The 17,509-nt window shown below is 45.4% G+C and carries 17 protein-coding genes and 1 pseudogene; 10 read left to right on the forward strand and 8 right to left on the reverse strand.

What is annotated here, in order from left to right; genetic code table 11:
* Nucleotides 1–166: 166 nt before the first annotated feature.
* The 3 genes and pseudogenes from IQ257_RS19075 to IQ257_RS19085 all read left to right on the forward strand — a co-directional run bounded on the left by IQ257_RS19075 (nucleotide 167) and on the right by IQ257_RS19085 (nucleotide 3,209).
* A complete protein-coding gene (locus tag IQ257_RS19075) occupies nucleotides 167–1,891 on the forward strand; it encodes a pentapeptide repeat-containing protein (protein ID WP_193875553.1) in 1,725 nt (574 codons plus the stop codon).
* Between the two features lie 241 nt (nucleotides 1,892–2,132).
* Nucleotides 2,133–2,450 (forward strand): annotated as a pseudogene (locus IQ257_RS19080) (NACHT C-terminal helical domain 2-containing protein); the annotation flags it as partial.
* A 180-nt stretch (nucleotides 2,451–2,630) separates the two neighbouring features.
* On the forward strand, nucleotides 2,631–3,209 hold the full coding sequence (locus IQ257_RS19085) for a TIGR04376 family protein (RefSeq protein WP_193875549.1): 579 nt from the start codon (nucleotides 2,631–2,633) through the stop codon (nucleotides 3,207–3,209).
* Nucleotides 3,210–3,244: 35 nt separating this feature from the next.
* Here the strand turns inward: IQ257_RS19085 and IQ257_RS19090 are convergent, their stop codons facing one another.
* On the reverse strand, nucleotides 3,245–3,586 hold the full coding sequence (locus IQ257_RS19090; RefSeq protein ID WP_193875547.1) for a hypothetical protein: 342 nt from the start codon (nucleotides 3,584–3,586) through the stop codon (nucleotides 3,245–3,247).
* Nucleotides 3,587–3,742: 156 nt separating this feature from the next.
* A complete protein-coding gene (locus IQ257_RS19095) occupies nucleotides 3,743–4,747 on the reverse strand; it encodes a phosphoribulokinase (RefSeq protein WP_193875545.1) in 1,005 nt (334 codons plus the stop codon).
* A gap of 562 nt (nucleotides 4,748–5,309) precedes the next feature.
* On the opposite strand from IQ257_RS19095, the gene petH reads away from it, so the two are divergent.
* The 6 genes from petH to IQ257_RS19120 all read left to right on the forward strand — a co-directional run bounded on the left by petH (nucleotide 5,310) and on the right by IQ257_RS19120 (nucleotide 11,191).
* Nucleotides 5,310–6,533: a ferredoxin--NADP reductase gene (gene petH / locus IQ257_RS19100; protein ID WP_193875557.1), complete on the forward strand. Its 1,224-nt coding sequence runs from the start codon at nucleotides 5,310–5,312 to the stop codon at nucleotides 6,531–6,533.
* Between the two features lie 393 nt (nucleotides 6,534–6,926).
* The gene (gene ftsH2, locus IQ257_RS19105; RefSeq protein WP_193875543.1) at nucleotides 6,927–8,813 is read left to right on the forward strand and encodes an ATP-dependent zinc metalloprotease FtsH2; all 1,887 of its coding nucleotides are present in this window, start codon (nucleotides 6,927–6,929) and stop codon (nucleotides 8,811–8,813) included.
* Nucleotides 8,814–9,002: 189 nt separating this feature from the next.
* Nucleotides 9,003–9,137 carry a hypothetical protein gene (locus IQ257_RS30840; RefSeq protein ID WP_265584502.1) on the forward strand — a complete coding sequence of 45 codons (135 nt, stop codon included), beginning with the start codon at nucleotides 9,003–9,005 and terminating at the stop codon, nucleotides 9,135–9,137.
* A 205-nt stretch (nucleotides 9,138–9,342) separates the two neighbouring features.
* A complete protein-coding gene (locus IQ257_RS19110; protein WP_193875541.1) occupies nucleotides 9,343–9,777 on the forward strand; it encodes a hypothetical protein in 435 nt (144 codons plus the stop codon).
* A 29-nt stretch (nucleotides 9,778–9,806) separates the two neighbouring features.
* Nucleotides 9,807–10,883, forward strand: a complete 1,077-nt coding sequence (locus IQ257_RS19115) for a hypothetical protein (protein ID WP_228060835.1) — start codon at nucleotides 9,807–9,809, stop codon at nucleotides 10,881–10,883.
* A gap of 65 nt (nucleotides 10,884–10,948) precedes the next feature.
* Nucleotides 10,949–11,191, forward strand: a complete 243-nt coding sequence (locus IQ257_RS19120) for a hypothetical protein (RefSeq protein ID WP_193875537.1) — start codon at nucleotides 10,949–10,951, stop codon at nucleotides 11,189–11,191.
* Between the two features lie 98 nt (nucleotides 11,192–11,289).
* Here IQ257_RS19120 and IQ257_RS19125 read toward each other — a convergent pair whose 3' ends face one another.
* The 4 genes from IQ257_RS19125 to IQ257_RS19140 all read right to left on the reverse strand — a co-directional run bounded on the left by IQ257_RS19125 (nucleotide 11,290) and on the right by IQ257_RS19140 (nucleotide 15,716).
* On the reverse strand, nucleotides 11,290–11,889 hold the full coding sequence (locus IQ257_RS19125) for a DUF4435 domain-containing protein (protein ID WP_193875535.1): 600 nt from the start codon (nucleotides 11,887–11,889) through the stop codon (nucleotides 11,290–11,292).
* Nucleotides 11,890–11,891: 2 nt separating this feature from the next.
* A complete protein-coding gene (locus tag IQ257_RS19130) occupies nucleotides 11,892–12,956 on the reverse strand; it encodes an AAA family ATPase (RefSeq protein ID WP_193875533.1) in 1,065 nt (354 codons plus the stop codon).
* Nucleotides 12,957–13,182: 226 nt separating this feature from the next.
* Entirely contained in the window at nucleotides 13,183–14,172 is a 990-nt protein-coding gene (locus IQ257_RS19135) for a glycosyltransferase family 2 protein (protein WP_193875531.1), read from the reverse strand.
* A gap of 380 nt (nucleotides 14,173–14,552) precedes the next feature.
* Entirely contained in the window at nucleotides 14,553–15,716 is a 1,164-nt protein-coding gene (locus IQ257_RS19140; RefSeq protein WP_193875529.1) for a sugar phosphate nucleotidyltransferase, read from the reverse strand.
* A gap of 46 nt (nucleotides 15,717–15,762) precedes the next feature.
* Here IQ257_RS19140 and IQ257_RS19145 point away from each other — a divergent pair, with 46 nt between their 5' ends.
* Complete coding sequence (locus IQ257_RS19145; protein ID WP_193875527.1) at nucleotides 15,763–15,984, forward strand: hypothetical protein; 222 nt, start codon at nucleotides 15,763–15,765, stop codon at nucleotides 15,982–15,984.
* A gap of 113 nt (nucleotides 15,985–16,097) precedes the next feature.
* Here the strand turns inward: IQ257_RS19145 and IQ257_RS19150 are convergent, their stop codons facing one another.
* Nucleotides 16,098–16,898 (reverse strand): segregation/condensation protein A, encoded by an 801-nt coding sequence (locus tag IQ257_RS19150; protein WP_193875525.1) that lies wholly within the window; start codon nucleotides 16,896–16,898, stop codon nucleotides 16,098–16,100.
* An 88-nt stretch (nucleotides 16,899–16,986) separates the two neighbouring features.
* Nucleotides 16,987–17,361 carry a lipopolysaccharide assembly protein LapA domain-containing protein gene (locus tag IQ257_RS19155; protein ID WP_193875523.1) on the reverse strand — a complete coding sequence of 125 codons (375 nt, stop codon included), beginning with the start codon at nucleotides 17,359–17,361 and terminating at the stop codon, nucleotides 16,987–16,989.
* Nucleotides 17,362–17,509: the final 148 nt, after the last annotated feature.

Here is a 17,509-nt window from a genome sequence, read left to right on the forward strand (position 1 = left end):
TATAAGAGACAGGCTGGGGAGAAGAGTAACACCCCAAATGTTCTTTTGTCCTCTTTGTCCTCCTTGTCTCCTTGTCTCCCCACACCCTGCCCTACGGGAAAAGGGAAAAGGTAGGATAAATCAATCCTTTCACCTTTCCCTTTTCTACCCTGTCCGCAGGTTCTCCATGCAAATTCAGAACTTTCTCGATCGATACCGACAAGGAGAACGCAATTTTGCCCGAGTGGATCTGAGCGGGGCTAGTTTGAGTGGGGCAAATCTGCGGAATATTAACTTAAGTGATGCTAACCTAACAAACGCCAACCTGAGTTGGGCTTCTTTAGAAGGTGCTAATTTTGCTGATGCTTGCCTGCATCAAGTGGACTTGCACAACGCCATCCTCAACCGCAGCAATCTCAATCGAGCTATCTTAAGTCGCGCCAATCTCAGCAAAGTAGATTTGCGTTGGGCGGTTTTGCGCGATGCCAATTTGAGTTGGGCAGATGCGACGGGTTCTGACTTGAGTGGAGCCGATCTTCAAAACGCTCAGTTGGATCGGGTTAATCTGGCACAAGCTACCCTCAACCAAACTCGGCTAGTTGGCGCACAGTTAATGGAAGCGAATCTCTGTGGTGTTCGCTCGATGAGTGCCGATTTCAGTGGTGCGAATTTACGAGAAGCTCAGTTAGACGCTGCGATTATACAAGCCGCCAGTTTAATCGGTGCCAGTTTAACCGAAGCCAACCTCCGCGCCGCTAACTTGCGAGGCTCGAATCTCAGTCAGGCAGACTTGCATCGAGCCATTTTAACCCATGCTGATTTGAGTGAAACCCATTGCGATCGCACAGATTTGAGTCGAGCGAATCTCAGCAATGCTTATCTATTTAAAGCCAAATTCTCCGAAGCGAACTTACAACGCGCTGCCCTCGATCATGTCTATTTATTACGGGCTGATTTAAGTGGTGCCAACCTGCGGGGAAGCGATTTGCGGAACGCTGACTTAAGTGGTGCTTATCTCAAGGACACGATTTTCAATGATGCCAATCTAACAGATGCTCATCTTGTAGAAAGCTATCTGATTCGCACCCAGCTTGAGGGGGCTGACTTGACAGGGTGTTGCATCCACAATTGGCACCTTGAGGAAGTCGATCTATCGAAAATTAACTGCCGTTACGTCTTTACCCAATTTAATCATGCCAAGAACAGCCCTAGCGATCGCTATCCTACGACTGGCGATTTGCAACCTGGGCAGTTGGCAGTTGAAAACGTTGTCAGCTCCTTAACCCTAGACTTTCAATTTAAAGAAAGCCCGAATTGGGAGATATTAGCGTTTACCCTCACTCTCATGGAACAAGAATACCCCAATCTCCAGCTCAAAATTGAATCCTATGCCCCCAAGTTAGGACAATACGTTTTGCGGTTATCCGCCAATCCGATCATGAATTCGCAACACCTGCGCCAGCGTATCTTGCAACTCTATCCCCAAATGAGCCAGCGTTTCTTGAGTCAACGCCCGACTATCCTAGAATGGCTAGAGATTGAGAAGCGCCAACCGACAAAACCGTCATCCCCAGTCTCTGCCCAAGCCGCTCCTTTGTCTCATTCAGCCGACCGTTATTGGTTCGTTTATCAAGCTGTTGTTTATCAAATTCGACGAATTATCTTGTCCCAACCCCCAGAAAAAGTTGTAGATAGCGTACAGCGACTGTTGAAGTTTTTGAAGCGCCAGAGGATTTCAACACAAGCTATCGAACAGCAAACAATCAATCAGACAATTATCCAGCGAACGGCAAAAGACTCCCTATTTCAAAAGCAGCTACTGGAATGGGAAAAAACAGCAGATTCAGGCGATCGCTTTTCTAGTGTAGGGCAAGCCATGCAGTCTGCGATCGCCCTGATTTCATCAAAATGAGGGGAGAAAAGTAAGTAGCGTCGGCACGGGTTAAAGTTAACGGGTGTATTCCCGTCTACCTACTGAAAGCAAATTCAAAACTGAGCCAATCAGTGTTTCTTTTTGGATTAATCTTACGAAAAAAGGAGAAAGCCTTTTAGCATCCTAACCCCTAATTCTGGAGGATTTGATATTACCAGGGCTAGGGGGACATTGAAATCTAGCAGCTATATGAGCCACCTTTACAGGGCTAGAGCGATCGCTCCAGCAGCTTAAGAGACAACTTCCCGATCCAGCCGAGGGAAAAGAGCCGTTGCAAGCGTGGTGGCGAACAAATGGTGAAAACTGGGTTAGACAGTTTCGCTTCGTAATAGTCGAGCATCGCGGCATTAGCCAGGATTGGCAGTGGAGCGAACCGCAGCTTGAAATGTTACAGCAGTATTGTCGGGCGAATCAGTTTTTGGTGGATTGTTTGAATAGTGAGGATCAAGTGAGTGATGCGGTGAGGATGGAAATTGAGGAGACGTTGTTATTGCCACTAACAACTATAATCTCAGGTTGCTCAACAGACTTGATATAACATTAGGGAGACTCAGATCTTGCAGCACTGACAATAAACCCCAAGATACCGTAAGGTGGGCAAAAGCAACTAACGATAACATCAGCATTTCAGATTTATAAATTTTGCCCACCCTACCTAAAATCGGCTTATTGAGATTGGTGCAAGATGTGAGTAGACATACCGAAAGGAGTGCCGACAGTGGGTTTATTTGAGGATCTCAATCGCTTTCTGGAAAACCGCCTCGATGAATTTTTACGCAACAATCCCCATCTAGAGTTACAGGCACTAGAGGAACAGCTACGGGAACAAGAAGAAGACACCCTGCGGCTGATTGTTGATTTACAGCTCCAGGAAAAGCGATCGCAAGATGAAATTTTAGCAGTTGCTCAAGAAATACAGCGCTGGCACGAACGGGTTAATAAAGCTAATTCCAACGGTAGACCCGACTTAGCTCAAGCTGCCCAGCAGCGCGAGGCAAATCTCCTACATCAGGGCAACCAGCTTTGGGGCAAGATGGAGGGCGTCAAACAGCGACTTGCCAAAACCAAGGAACTGCAACGGCAGATTCAAACCCGTCGTACCGAAGTACGAACCAAAGCGAAAGAGGCAGAAGCTACCCGCGCTAAGTCTCAGACACAGTCTCACTGGGAGACATCAGCTTGGAACCAGAGTCCCCGGTACAATATCGGCGCGGGAGTAGACCCTTTAGATGCTCAGTTTAGGCAATGGGAAACGGAAGAAGAGTTAGAGCGGATGAAGCGGAACATGGGTCGTTAGGTTTGAATAGAGAGAAAGAAACTAAGATGCCATTTTTAGATCTTCTCGCTTTTTACACCGTCTGAGGTAGGGGGACGGATAGTAAAGGAAATCGAGGGAGTGGATTTAGATACTGGCATGGATGAAGACGCTTGGAGATTAGTCCAGTTGGGAGCAGAAGTAACACTATTGACGGTTGGCGTTTGTAATTGGCGGGTATCGGAGTCTGTTTTCTCTTGAGATAATGACCAGCCAGAGGATTTGCCGTAGTTGGACGCGATCGCTAACAAGGCTCCACCCAAAATTAATAGAGGCAGAGGCATGATGAAATGCTCTACCCAGTGGGACAGTTCTAATAGGCTAAACAAAACCAGAAAGCTAACAATCAAGACTCTCATAAACTCCGCTCTTATCCCTATCCCAACTATAGGTCTTACAGAAACTACCGTAAAGACGTTGTATGTAACGTCTCTACAAAATAAAACGCGAGAGCCACTGTAGACACCTCGCGATTTTATAGAATTATTTGAGTATCAGCCTGTGTTCACTACACCTTACACCTTAGCTGCTACTTGAGCTTTGCTAGAAGTCAAGCGTTCGTAAGTGGAGCGCATTTTCAGACCGACAAGAATCTGAAATAATCCAGAACCATTGTTGGAACCTGGATAGTCTTTGTGCTTCAGCAATAGCTCGGTCATCTCACCGTAGTACTTAGTGGAGGTATTGCTGAGATGACTTTCGATGTAAATCATCTCTTCGAGATTATCGAACTGACCATCCACCTCTAAAACAGAGACATCATGACCGTAGTAGCTATCAGGTCCGTAGAATAGCTTGATACCAGGGTAGGCACAAGTCAACTTACGACCGCAGGGTCTCCAATCAATGGTTGACCCTTCATCAAATAGATAAACTGGCTCAAAGTCTTCCACACCGTCTTTCTGAACTAAACGCACCCGCAGGATCTTACTTTCTTTGTCATCCTTCAGAAGCTGGGTGGGTAAAATCTGAATGACGACATCAGCGAATTCCTTCTGAGGCTCAATGTAAGCGTTGAAGTCAGGTCGTCTTGCGTTAATGGAAGCCAGGATATCTTCATAACTGTGTCCCCGCTCTGCCATGTCCCGCTGAATTTTCCAGTTAATCTTGACTTCATCGCTGATGTCAAGATAGACGCCGAAATCTACTAGCGATCGCACTCGCTCATCATACAGAGGGTGTAACCCTTCGATCACAACGACTTTATTCGGCTCAATTCGCTCGGGTGGGTCAAGTTCACCCGTCTCATGGTTGTAAATCGGCTTGTCTATTGCTTGACCGTTTTTGAGCGCTTTGATTTGCTCGTACATCAGGTCAAAGTTATTCGCCTTGGGATTAAGCGCTGTAACCCCTTGAACTTTACGCTGTTTGCGATCGAGACTGTGATAGTCATCCAAGCAGATGACTGTCATAAACTCTTCGCCAAACAGATCGGTCAATCGTTTTAAGAACGTTGACTTACCGCATCCAGAATCTCCAGCAACGGCAATGAGTACCACGCGGTCTAGCTGAGTGGTCATAGTTTCCCTCTAACGCAAAACATATTCTCAAATAGATTTTCCAGCAATCCAAATCCCAAATTTGGGGTCAACCAGCCTTTGGTTAAGTGTGGCTTCCAGGAACCCATCATGACGGCATGACAGGTCAGAGTCTTATCCATTAAGGAAGACTCCAGCCAGACACGGGGTAAGTATTTAGTACTAGCTGCTGTGAGTGGATTTTACCAAAATGAGAGGGCTGCTACAAGGCTTAACCTTTTTTTTTAGTTCTTAACTTCATGCTATCGGGAGTTGCGCCCATTGGATAAAGAAAATCTGAAATTGGTTCGATTTTGACAGTTTTTAAATTAGAGACTTGCTACTCTCCTAGTAACCTCTAGGAGGAAGAGTAACAGCGAGCAAAAGAAGCAAATCATTGGCACAGAGGACTGGTCTGAGCCTTACTAGCCTTACAATGTTACGTTAATAGTACTTTTTGAAGGCTTTACTGGGTTTCTCCAGAATCCCACAGTAGAGTCAGCTTATGCTGCGAAAGGCAGTCTTGGCAACGTATCGTAAGATTGGTTTGGAGATAGAAGAAGCAATGCACAGTTCTAACGCGACTGCTAATTCCGCAAACACTACGGAATTCGGCAATCGCCTCTTCCTTTACGAGGTGGTGGGTCTACGTCAGAATACACAAACTGACAAAATGGGCTATCCAATTCGCAATAGCGGCAGTGTTTACATCACAGTGCCCTATGGTCGAATGAATCAAGAAATGCGGCGCATCACTCGCATGGGCGGCACGATTACCAGCATTCAGCCCCTGAACGGGGTAATGGAGACAGACACTGGCGCGAATGGAAAAGCCCCGTCAAACGCTGAACCACAGCAAACCACGTCAGAAAACAAAAACAAGCCTATGACTCAAGCAAAAGAACGAACGGGGGTTCCCGTTAATCTATACAAACCCAAAAACCCATTTATTGGGAAGTGTATTGAGAACTACGAGCTAGTTGCAGAAGGGGGATCTGGCACAGTTCGCCACGTTACCTTCGATATCTCTGGCGGAGACCTGTGGTACTTGGAAGGTCAGAGTATTGGCATTATTCCACCAGGAGAAGACGACAAAGGCAAGCCTCATAAGCTCAGACTCTATTCTATTGCTTCGACTCGTCATGGTGACAAAGGAGATGATAAGACAGTTTCCCTTTGTGTCAGACAGCTTGAATACAAGCATCCCGAAAGCGGGGAAACAGTCTACGGTGTCTGCTCTACCCACTTGTGCAACCTACCAGTTGGCACAGAGGATGTGAAAATCACGGGTCCGGTGGGTAAAGAAATGTTGTTACCCGACGATCCGAATGCCACCGTTATCATGATGGCAACAGGAACAGGAATTGCTCCCTTCCGGGCTTACCTGTGGCGGATGTTCAAGGAACAACACGAAGACTACAAGTTTAACGGCTTTGCGTGGCTAATTTTTGGTATTCCCTATACGGCTAACATTCTGTACCGGGAAGACCTAGAGAAGCTAGAGCAAGACTTCAGCGACAATTTCCGTCTGACCAAAGCTATTAGCCGCGAGCAGAAGAACTCAGAAGGTGGCAGGATGTATATCCAGCACCGAGTTGCCGAACACGCCGACGAACTGTTCGAGCTGATGCTAAAAGATAATACCCACACCTATATCTGCGGTCTTAAGGGTATGGAAGACGGCATCGATGCGGCTCTCACTGCGGCAGGTGAAAGGAAAGGGGTCAACTGGTCTGACTTCCAGAAGCAAATGAAGAAAGCTGGTCGCTGGCACGTTGAAACCTATTAGTATCGCTCCCTGGGAATTCAAAATTCAAAATGCTGACCTCTCAAGTATTTCAGGAATTTTGAAGGGTAGCTTTATTTCTGCCATGCTGTACTAGTGATTCATCATCATCATTATTTGTGGGGGTACGATATATCGTACCCCTACTCTATGGGGTGTTTGGGCATACGTCTATAAAGTCTTCCCTGCCCCCAGATCCGCCCCTGTACACTAAACTAATCTCCACCAAGTTCCCCCAGACTAGGTTGCCCAGATCATGAGAATTAAGTTAAATTTGATTAAGTTGAAGTAAATTTTTCTGTTGATTCCATGTTTTTAAGCTGAGTTTTGTGTTACATAGAATCCTTCCCTAGAGCCAAAGACAGCAAGCATAACCCATATCTAGAGGCAATAACAATGAAACTTTCTTGGAAAATACTATTACTTTGGACAATACCTGCCTTAGTCATTGGGTTTTTCCTGTGGCAGGGGGCGTTTTCCCCCGCAGCGGGTGATTTGGGTAGGAATACAGCTAGTACTCGCATGACCTACGGTCGCTTCTTAGAATACCTTGATGCTGGGAGAGTAACCAGTGTAGACCTCTATGATGGTGGTCAGACGGCAATTGTGGAAGCGACTGATTCGGAACTCGATAACCGCATCCAGCGCCTGCGAGTGGATCTGCCGATGAACTCACCAGAACTGATTACGAAGCTCAGAAAAGCAGATATCTCCTTTGATACTCATCCAGCTCGAAAGGATGGAGCCATTTGGGGGCTGCTGGGCAATCTAATCTTTCCAATTCTGTTGATTGCTGGGCTGTTTTTTTTGTTCCGTCGTTCCAGCAACATCGGTGGTGGACCGGGGCAAGCGATGAACTTCGGTAAATCCCGCGCTCGATTCCAGATGGAAGCGAAAACCGGTATCGTTTTTGATGACGTGGCTGGGATTGAGGAAGCCAAGGAAGAACTGCAAGAAGTTGTTACTTTCCTCAAACAACCGGAACGTTTCACGGCTGTAGGGGCACGCATTCCTAAAGGTGTGCTGTTAGTGGGTCCTCCGGGTACGGGTAAGACGTTGCTGGCAAAAGCGATCGCAGGTGAAGCTGGCGTTCCTTTCTTTAGCATCTCTGGTAGTGAGTTTGTAGAAATGTTCGTCGGTGTGGGTGCTTCCCGCGTCCGTGATTTGTTCAAAAAAGCCAAGGAAAATGCTCCTTGCTTGATATTCATTGATGAAATTGACGCTGTTGGACGGCAGCGCGGTGCAGGAATTGGCGGTGGTAACGATGAGCGCGAACAAACCCTCAACCAGTTACTGACAGAAATGGATGGTTTTGAAGGGAATACGGGTATTATCATCATCGCCGCGACTAACCGACCGGATGTGCTTGACTCAGCACTACTGCGTCCCGGACGCTTTGACCGGCAAGTCATCGTTGATGCTCCCGACCTGAAAGGACGCATTGGTATCCTGGAAGTTCACGCTCGTAACAAGAAGCTAGCTCCAGAAATCTCCATCGAAACGATCGCACGGCGTACTCCCGGATTTACGGGTGCTGATTTGGCGAACCTGCTCAATGAAGCAGCAATTCTCACCGCTCGTCGTCGCAAAGAAGCGATTACAATGCTGGAAATCAACGATGCAGTTGACCGGGTGGTTGCTGGAATGGAAGGTACACCATTGGTAGACAGCAAGAGTAAGCGCTTGATTGCCTATCATGAAATTGGTCATGCGATCGTTGGCACGGTGCTGAAAGACCACGACCCTGTACAGAAAGTTACCCTAATTCCACGGGGACAAGCACAGGGTTTGACCTGGTTTACCCCCAATGAAGAGCAAGGCTTAATCACCAGGTCGCAACTCAAAGCTCGGATTACTGGGGCATTAGGAGGTCGAGCTGCAGAGGAAGAAATTTTTGGACACTCTGAAGTAACGACGGGTGCTGGTGGCGATTTGCAACAAGTTACAGGAATGGCACGGCAGATGGTTACGCGCTTCGGGATGTCGGACTTGGGTCCGCTGTCGCTGGAAAGCCAAGAGGGAGAAGTTTTCCTCGGTGCTGGTTTAACTTCAAGGGCTGAGTATTCTGAAAAAGTTGCGGCTCGAATTGACGAGCAAGTGCGCCAGATTGTGGAACACTGCCACTCAGATGCACGGCAGATCATGCGGGATAATCGCGTGGTGATTGACCGATTGGTAGATCTGTTGATTGAGAAGGAAACGATTGACGGCGAAGAATTCCGGCAAATTGTGGCGGAGTACACCACCGTACCGGATAAAGAGCAATACGTGCCTGTGTTGTAAGCTAGGAAATTTTAAGTAAGTCATTGAGTAGGGATGGTGAAAATCATCCCTATTTTTTTTGCTAGTACCAATTTGAAAGTAAGTGTAACCTGTGAATAGATAGTCCGCAACCGATATGATCGGAGAATGCACCTGAGAAACGCGAATCCACAACACAAGTAATGGTCAAAACACCTCCTCAACAAAAACATGAGCCAATTCCACCGCTTGAAAGCGGCGATCGCGAAGCGCTGCTGTGTTACCGGAACATACTGTATTTGTGGAGCAGTTGTCGAAGTAGGTAAAGAGCGATCGCTAGATGCAGTACCACTATTTTTTCAGTGATATTAGACTTCTTTATTATATAGTTTTACGAAATTTTACTGTGCTAGATTGTATTCACCAATAAAGTATCTCCCATCACGGAATTAGAGTAGTGGGGAGTGGGTGCGTCTACTACAAGCACGTACCAGTTATGTAGCGACTACCTTGATTATCAAGCGATCGCGAGAAAAAAAAGCTAACTCCAACAATATGGCTCAATAATATCATGCAACTCATCAAAGCTGCGACAGCGATCGCTATTGCTTCTCTGTCTATGTTTGCAACACCTGTAATTGCTCAAATAAACCAAGAATGGTGGGTAGACTTTGGTAAAACCAATAACGGTGAAACACTAAGATTAAACGAAAGCAGTATTAAGTTTGAGATGATGCTCGTTGACGATTCTCTCAACAATGAAGATGGATTTTATGACAATTTGCCAAAGATAAGAGTTGTTACCTTTGACTACAGCGTTGGGGGTAGGGAAAGAAGTGCATACACCAAATCCTGCAATGGTGGCAACTTAGCGGCTAACCCAAGCTGGAGAACCTACACTTCTTATATAGACTATTGGCCTCAATATTTTCTGGTTGAAGCTGACAGTGTTGCTAGCCAGAGAATGTTACAACGAGTTTGCACGTTAAGTTTGGCTCAACAATAATTGAGAAAAAGAAGAAAACTACAAAATTTATGTACCATAGACTTGGCTTAATCACTTTAGCTAGCATGACTTTTTTGAGTGCGGTGTTTTCTGTTTCTGCGGAAGTTCTGGAAATAAAAATACGCAAAAATATGCCATATCAGGATGCAAAAGATTTACTGGTAAATGCAGGTTGGCAGTATGCGAGTTTACCAGCTTATGGCTATCGTGAAACCGACCCAAAAGTTAGGTCAGAGTGTTTTGGAGAAGTCAAAATTTGTAATGAATATCCAGAACTATCAGCATGTAGCGGTCAAGGATATTGCCAGATGTCATTTTATGACCACTTTGGTAACGTTTTATCGGTTACAACCTATGGATCACTCCTGAGTGAAGAGCTTCATGTGATTGGTTGGAGCCTAAACTCGGAGGAAGCCACTATCAAGGGAGAGTGGAATTTTCAGCAAGCACAAAAGATTATCTTGCCATATCTTCAGAGTAATAACTGGAACAACGTTGAAGGCTTCTGCGATGAAAGCTCATGTAATCCAGTTCATACGTTTCTTAATCAGTACGAACTTCCCTATAAAAATAAAGAGGCAATGCTTGTTGCTACAGCATCTATTAATAAAGGGTCTGACTGTCACGCTTGCGCTCCGCACCTGAGCTTTTTTGAGTTCGAGAAACAAGCTACCGGATGGAAGTTAGTCAATTCTTACCTCGCTGCTTCCCATTGGGGTTCTTGGGGTACGGTTGAACCGAGTGATATCACGGTGAAAGTATTAGGTAATAATGGCGATAATCTCTACGGCATAGTGCATGAGGGTAGTGGAACAGGGCAGGGATGGTTTGTTTCCAGTACATTGATATATGCCAAGGTAGACGGTTCTTTACGTGAAGTATTACCTGTCTTGCAAACAAGTGCAAATAATAGCGGGGCAGGTGGAGGGCAAAATGGAATCGCTCAAACCGATTGGGACAGTAAGATTACAATTCAACCAGGCACAACGGGATTTTTCAACATATTGGTGGAGCGTCAGGGTATACGTGAAGGAAAGCCTTTTTCTGAGAGGGAGCTATTTAAGTTCGACGGACAGACATATGTTTCGATTCAGGTTGAAAGCTAATCACATTGAGTTGCGCCGTCTGACTTGTATACAATTAGTAGAGAGCTTGAAGGGAGAGAGTGCTAATGACATTGCAGGAATTGCAGAAGCAGGCGTTGCAATTGCCCATTAGCGATCGCTGGGGTTTAGTTCAATCCGTATTGGCATCGATTCAACAAGAAACGTTATCATTTATTTCACCAAATTCAACGATACAACCGTTGACTAATCTTGACCCTTGGACTCAAAGCCTAATCAGTTCGATTCAGCTACCTACAGAACAGGCAACAGAATCAGATGTTGATTATCTAGAGGAGAAATATAGTTGAAGCGGATGCTGTTTGATAGATGAAGCCTGTCAGCCTTGTGAGAGTCTAACGGCTTAACTCCACTTGCGGCAGCTTACCATTTTGCTTCACGGGAGATGCTATAGCTCCTCAATCTTTGTCCGTAATTCCATGAGTTCGGGATATTGAGTGATATCAAGTTGAGCAATCGCCCAATTGCAAAATGAATCATATAGAGAAATATACTGAGATTGCTGTTTCTGCATAGCCTTGCGGATATCTTTGCCATGAAACCAGTTTAAGTACTGCCGCTGTACCCAAAATTCCTCTTGGGCAAACCTATTCTGGTATGTAGCAAGGCTCTCTTCAAATCTATCCTGGGTTACTGTATTTGTGTACTCATCTACCCAATACCTGTGAATTAAATCAACATCTAAGAGATAGTTTTCAACACAAGCACGATAGGTGAGATACTGTCGTTGCCATTTGAGCAGTTGTATGTTTGTAGTTGGTTCAGTATCAAAATCTCGATCACGGAAAACGATATATCGCTGATTTACTGTTTCATTAGGAAAGAAGTAACCTTGAGCAAATACGGAAAATGTAAACTTACCACCAGAGGGCACAATAGTTGGTCGCTCTACTGGCATTGTCTCCAGAACACGCTCCAGAAGTTTTGTATCCAAACTTTTCTGCTTACCCTCGCAGAAAATAACTTTGCTGCTACTAACAACACTCAAAATTACACCTCTAAACGGATAATATATGCTTCAGGCACTAATTGCTCGACATAATCAGAGTGGGTTGTAATAATGAATTGATTATTTTTGCCTAACTTCGGTAATGCTCTAAGTAATTTCTGTTGCATTGGCGGGTGTAAGTGTAACTCAATTTCATCAATTAAGATAACTGAATTATTAATATTCAAATTAGCAAAATCTATTAGCATAGGAAAGACAGCACGCTCACCTCCAGACATCTCAGAAATTTCATATTGGTTTTTTCCGTCATATAGATAAAACCAGGGTTCGCTCAGTATGTCGTCTATGTTCTCTCGTGGGGCAGGACCTTCAAAAGTACGTTCAGGAAAAACAGCTTTATAAGCTTGTTCAATTTCGGCATATATGTCTTTTTGTCCCGGTCGTAATTGCCTAATTCTACCTGTCTCAACATCTTGATGAAACTGTCGCCACTTTGAAAGGCGATCGCGCAAAATATCCTCAGTAATTTCAAGTCGATGATTGCTTTCTTCAGGGGTTAGGCTTGTTGAAGTTCTTTGTTCTGTGTACCAAAAGACTGTACCAACTTGCTCAAATATTTGAAAGCCTTCAGAACGAATAAGTTGTTTAGCGTATTCTCGTCCTTTGAATTGATACTTTTCAGCAGCAGTGTTAGCTTGAGCATTCTCGCCTTGCCATCTGAGAGTCACGATATGCTGTTCAGCAGGAGGAACTGGTAAATTGCGACCCATTGTTTGTAATTTCTGGTAGAACGCCTGTATTGATTGGAGTTCTGGGGAAGAAAACTGCACCTTGAGAGTGACCTCTGGCTCAAATCGTCCCCAGTTGCTCCCTAGCAATTCATAGTTAAACCCTGCCCATTCCAAGTCAGGGAGTTTTTGCAATCGTCCAGTTGCCACTCCCAATGTTGCCGCAATTGCCTGTAGAAGACTTGTTTTACCCACACCATTCATTCCTACGAGGACAATTAGATCTCGTGCCAAGCCAGTTTCTGGATCGGTGAAATCAAATACTGGGGAATCGCGAAATTTCTTGAAATACTTTAAATGGGCAGATTGAACTTTCATAGTGAACTCTTTTGGGAAGAGGAAAGACTACTTAAAGTAAATTAATCTAATGGTGATAAAAGCTGCGGTATATCCTTAAATCCTCAGAGTACCCTGAGTTTTAGTGGCTATCATGGTTTAGATTTTTATCTCAATGAGCTACGCCTACCAGGTTAGCGAACCTTTTTGGAGTATATAGCGATCGCTTCTTCACTTATCCCCCAATCTGCGCTCGCACTTCTTCCACTCAACCGGCTGCTTCCCGCACTTGCTCCGTATAATCTTTAGGACGCAATTGACGAAATGCCTGCAACGCCAACTGCCGTAAACTCAACGGTAAGTACGACAAAATTAAACCCAACTGAGTTTTGCGAGAACTCCCCAGCACCTCAACAGATTCTCGTAACATCTGGCGTCCCTTTACTGTATCGCCATTTTCAATCAGCCTTAACCCTAAAGCTTCCTGTGTCCAAGCCAATTTCTTGATCCGCACCGCCTCCAATTCTTCATCAGGAAACTGATAGCTATTAATACAGAAAACCTTCGCTTTCAGAAAATGCAGATTTTGTTTCAGACTCGTCTGACCGCCATGGAACCGATACTCCATGAGATACTCTGGTAGAAAATACCCCTGCTTACCTGCTATTGCCAACCGCACCAGCAAATCAAAATCCTCACACCCATCTGCTTCCGGACGCATATAATCCACGTCTTCCAAACAGGCGCGACGAAACAGCGTCGAACCCACCTGTAAACTTTGATATTCAAAGGTTTGCCGCATCAAGTCCGGAATGATTCCCTCCTTAAGCTTGTCCTTGCCCCACTTTGCCGCATTCTCCTGCGTCGCCGACTCCATGCGATCGCCTTTTTGATTAATCACCCAATGATTCGTACAAACAAAATCTACCGTCGGTTCAGCGTCTAAAACGGCTACCGTTCTTTCTAAGAATTCTGGTGTGAGAGCATCATCATCGTCAAATTTAATAAAGTAAGTCCCTTGAGCCGCATCAAAGCCAGAACGCATATTTTTACTGCGTCCTATATTTTTAGGATGCCGGATGTAGCGAATTCTACTATCATTCCACTGACTCACCACTTCAGCAGTATTATCTGTAGATCCATCATCGCATATGATTAGTTCAAAATCATTGTAGGTCTGATTCAGAACACTGTTAACGGAATAAACTAGATAATTGGCACGATTGTAGGTGGGAATACAAATACTAACATTAGGCATAAATTATATCTACTATGTCAAGGGTTTTTATGCAGTAATCTAAACCCATTCTACTTAATTTATTTCCTATAAAGTTAAAGCTATCGCTTCTTTAAATCTCATTAACTGTAATTATGTAAAGGCTGTAATTCTAAAAAAAGTGAGTACCTATCGCCTCCGTTGTTCTCATCTTAAGTGTTAAGGGTAAAGGGAAAAAGGGATGTTTCTGGCACACCACCTTATTCCCTTTCCCTTAAAATAAGTAACTTATAGCGATTCTCACTTACATGAGGTACAGTCCCATTCCCTACTCCCCACTCCCCACTCCCTACTCCCTGCCTTCATCAGGGTGTACCTCACTAGATAGAGAAACGCTATATTTTTCCGCGAGTCCTTTAGGACTAACCCCCATTTCCTAACAGTTCAGCGATCGCTTGCTGCTCTTCGGGTCCCTGACAGGGGAGAGTCCGGCGGGTATCAGTAATCAGCCAATCTAGAGCCGCCGCTTGTACGTCAATTGTGGCACCGGTTTTGTCAACGCAGTAACGTCCGAATACTAATTTATCCACTAACCGCACTCCCGCTCCGAGGCGGGAATATTCAAAGATAACACTGTTATCAACCGTGGCTCCCTTGCAGATCCAGCAATTGGGTCCGATCATTGTCGGTCCGATAATTGTCGCCCCATCTTCGATATGAGTCATAGCACCAATATATACGGGACCTTGGATGTCTACCTTGTCCCAATTGACTGATACGTTCAAACCCGTGTAGATACCAGGAGCTACTTCCTTGCCGGGAATCCGCACGTTCTTGATCTCGCCCGTCAGTACACCCCGCACTGCATGCCAGTAATCCGGCACTTTGCCAATGTCTACCCACTCGAAATCCATTGACACTGCATAAAAGGGAGCTTTCTTTTCCACTAGCTTCGGAAAAAGTTCGCCGCCAATGTCAAATTCTCGACCTGAGGGGATATAATCTAAGACTTCCGGCTCAAATATATAAATACCCGTGTTGATATTGGTACTGAGAGCTTCCTCAACGGTCGGTTTCTCCTGGAAGGCAGTAATGCGACCCATTTCATCCGTAACCACGACACCATAGCTAGAAACTCGTTCGTGGGGTACGGCTTTAGTGACGATGGTAGCAACAGATCCTTTCTCTTTATGCCACTTCACGGCTGCCGACAAATCGAGGTCAATCAGGGCATCACCGCACAAGACAACAAAAGTATCGTCAAAAAAGGGGTAAAAGTCTTGGATCTTGCGCATTCCACCCGCAGAACCCAAGGCTTCCCCCACCAATTGACCATCGACAATGCGACCTTCAAAGGAATAGGCAATTTCAACGCCGAAGCGTTGCCCATCGCGGAAATAGTTTTCTATTTCATTTGCCAGGTGAGAAACGTTAACAACAACTTGGTCGAAACCATGCTGTCTCAAAAGTTCGAGCAAAAACTCCATTACAGGTTTTTGCAAGATGGGAATCAAGGGTTTAGGAATTGTGTAGGTAATGGGGCGAACCCTTGTCCCTTTACCAGCCGCCAGAATCATGGCTTTCATAAATTATTCTTCCTCAAGCTAGGCCACAGATTTTCAATTTGGTCAGTTGAGCCTGAGTTTAACCAGTCCTTTTTTAGCACGGTGGACTGTCGTACAGACTCATCCTCTATACCGGGAAAGAGGGCAGCAATCAGGTTACAACCCGGTAGATTCACAAAAGCGTTGTGGACTACCGACACAAAATCAACTGTTGCATATCGCGTCGAACCCATCCACTATAGATAAAGTTATTAGCGATCGCTGTAGCATTTCGGATGCTGCCACGTAAATTGCTAAACAAACGCGAGATGTTCCCTATTCGATTATTGTTGAGTAACCCTGGCAATCTTTATGCAGCCATTGAAGCTGCCAACCCTGACCCTCGATAGCACCCCGATAGTGTTACTCCAGCGCCCGAATCTTCAAGTCTTGGTAGAACTCTTCTTGGGAAAGTTCTACCTTAGACTGAGCTGATAAAAGGAGTAGTGCCCAGAAGACGCCTACTCGATCCTGTGCTGGAGATTTAGTGGTATCAACAGCCGTTTGACCCTCGACGAGTGTCGGTGTAACTGTTGATATCGTCCACCACTCTAACAATTGCTCCAGATTAAGCCAATCTTTTCCGGCTGCTAATTCGTGCCAATGACGAGAGATAAACAGTTCCAGCCGCTTGGCAGTTTCTGTTAAGTTTTCGTCATGAGCCAAGTGAGCGATCGCTTTGGCGGCTTGAGACCGCGATAAGGCTTTGGAACGTTTTGAGATGGAACGGGAAGGACTTTCTCCTAGTTGCTCGGCTATCTGCTGCAATTGGTCAATGAGCTCTTGCAGGGTGACAGGGCGTCTTTTGGGCGGCGGTGCAGCCGTGCGACGGCGCAGATGGCGCTCTAGATGCAAGGGCAATCGAGATTGACCTGTAGCATCAATTTCTCCTTCAATGTCAGTCGATTCTGGTTCCTCCGGCTCCTCCAGACGCTCTAGAGTTTCAGCTTTAAGTAAGACTAACATTGATGCCCACAAAAAAGCCTGCCCGGATTGAGATAAATCGGTGTCGCCGAGTCCAGATTCGGCATCCGGCTCTAGTACTAAAGTACTTAAATAGCGATCAATGACTTCAATAACCTGGACATCCCAGGGATTAATTTCCCCACGCTGAGCCAGGTCAATCAAGAGAGCGATCGCATCGGTGGCAGGTGTGTTGGTCATTCTTCAGTGATATCTCCTACACCAACTGAGTACGTTATGGTGTAAGTCTCTCCGCACTTTCAAACTTTTGCCTTTTGCACACCTTTCATCAATCTGCGATTGCCTCTTCTGGGACAGGTTCTCTCATGGGTTCAGATGCCGATAATGCAGGTAGTTGTTTTTCTTCAACCTCTGCCTTGTAATGTTCCACGTCCTGCTCTAGTTCCTCAATGCGCTCCTCTTTGGCACGAAGTTGGCGCGTACTTTGAAAAGACGACAGTTGCCCTTGTAACTGCGTCCAGATGCTGAAAAGCCATGCCAGCAATGAACCCAGCCCCATCGCCAAAATCAGTTCGAGAGCTAGAGGGGCTTCAACATCAACACCCTCAACAATCTGAATGGCAGTCGTCTCAGTATTTTGTAAGCTGAATAAAACGAGAGCCAGACACAGAGCAAAAATAATTAAAAAATTAATCTGTCGCATTAGCTTAATCCTCCACCTAACATTTGCTTGCCAATTCTAACAAGAGATGCTATCGTTTTTGGTCTTGTCAGTATTGATTAGCAATTGCTACAGCTTGATGGCAAGTACTGCCAAAGCCCCTTTAAGATCCAAACAGGAATTTTCAGCA

It is taken from the genome of Coleofasciculus sp. LEGE 07092, assembly GCF_015207375.1.
Lineage (GTDB): Bacteria > Cyanobacteriota > Cyanobacteriia > Cyanobacteriales > Coleofasciculaceae > LEGE-07092.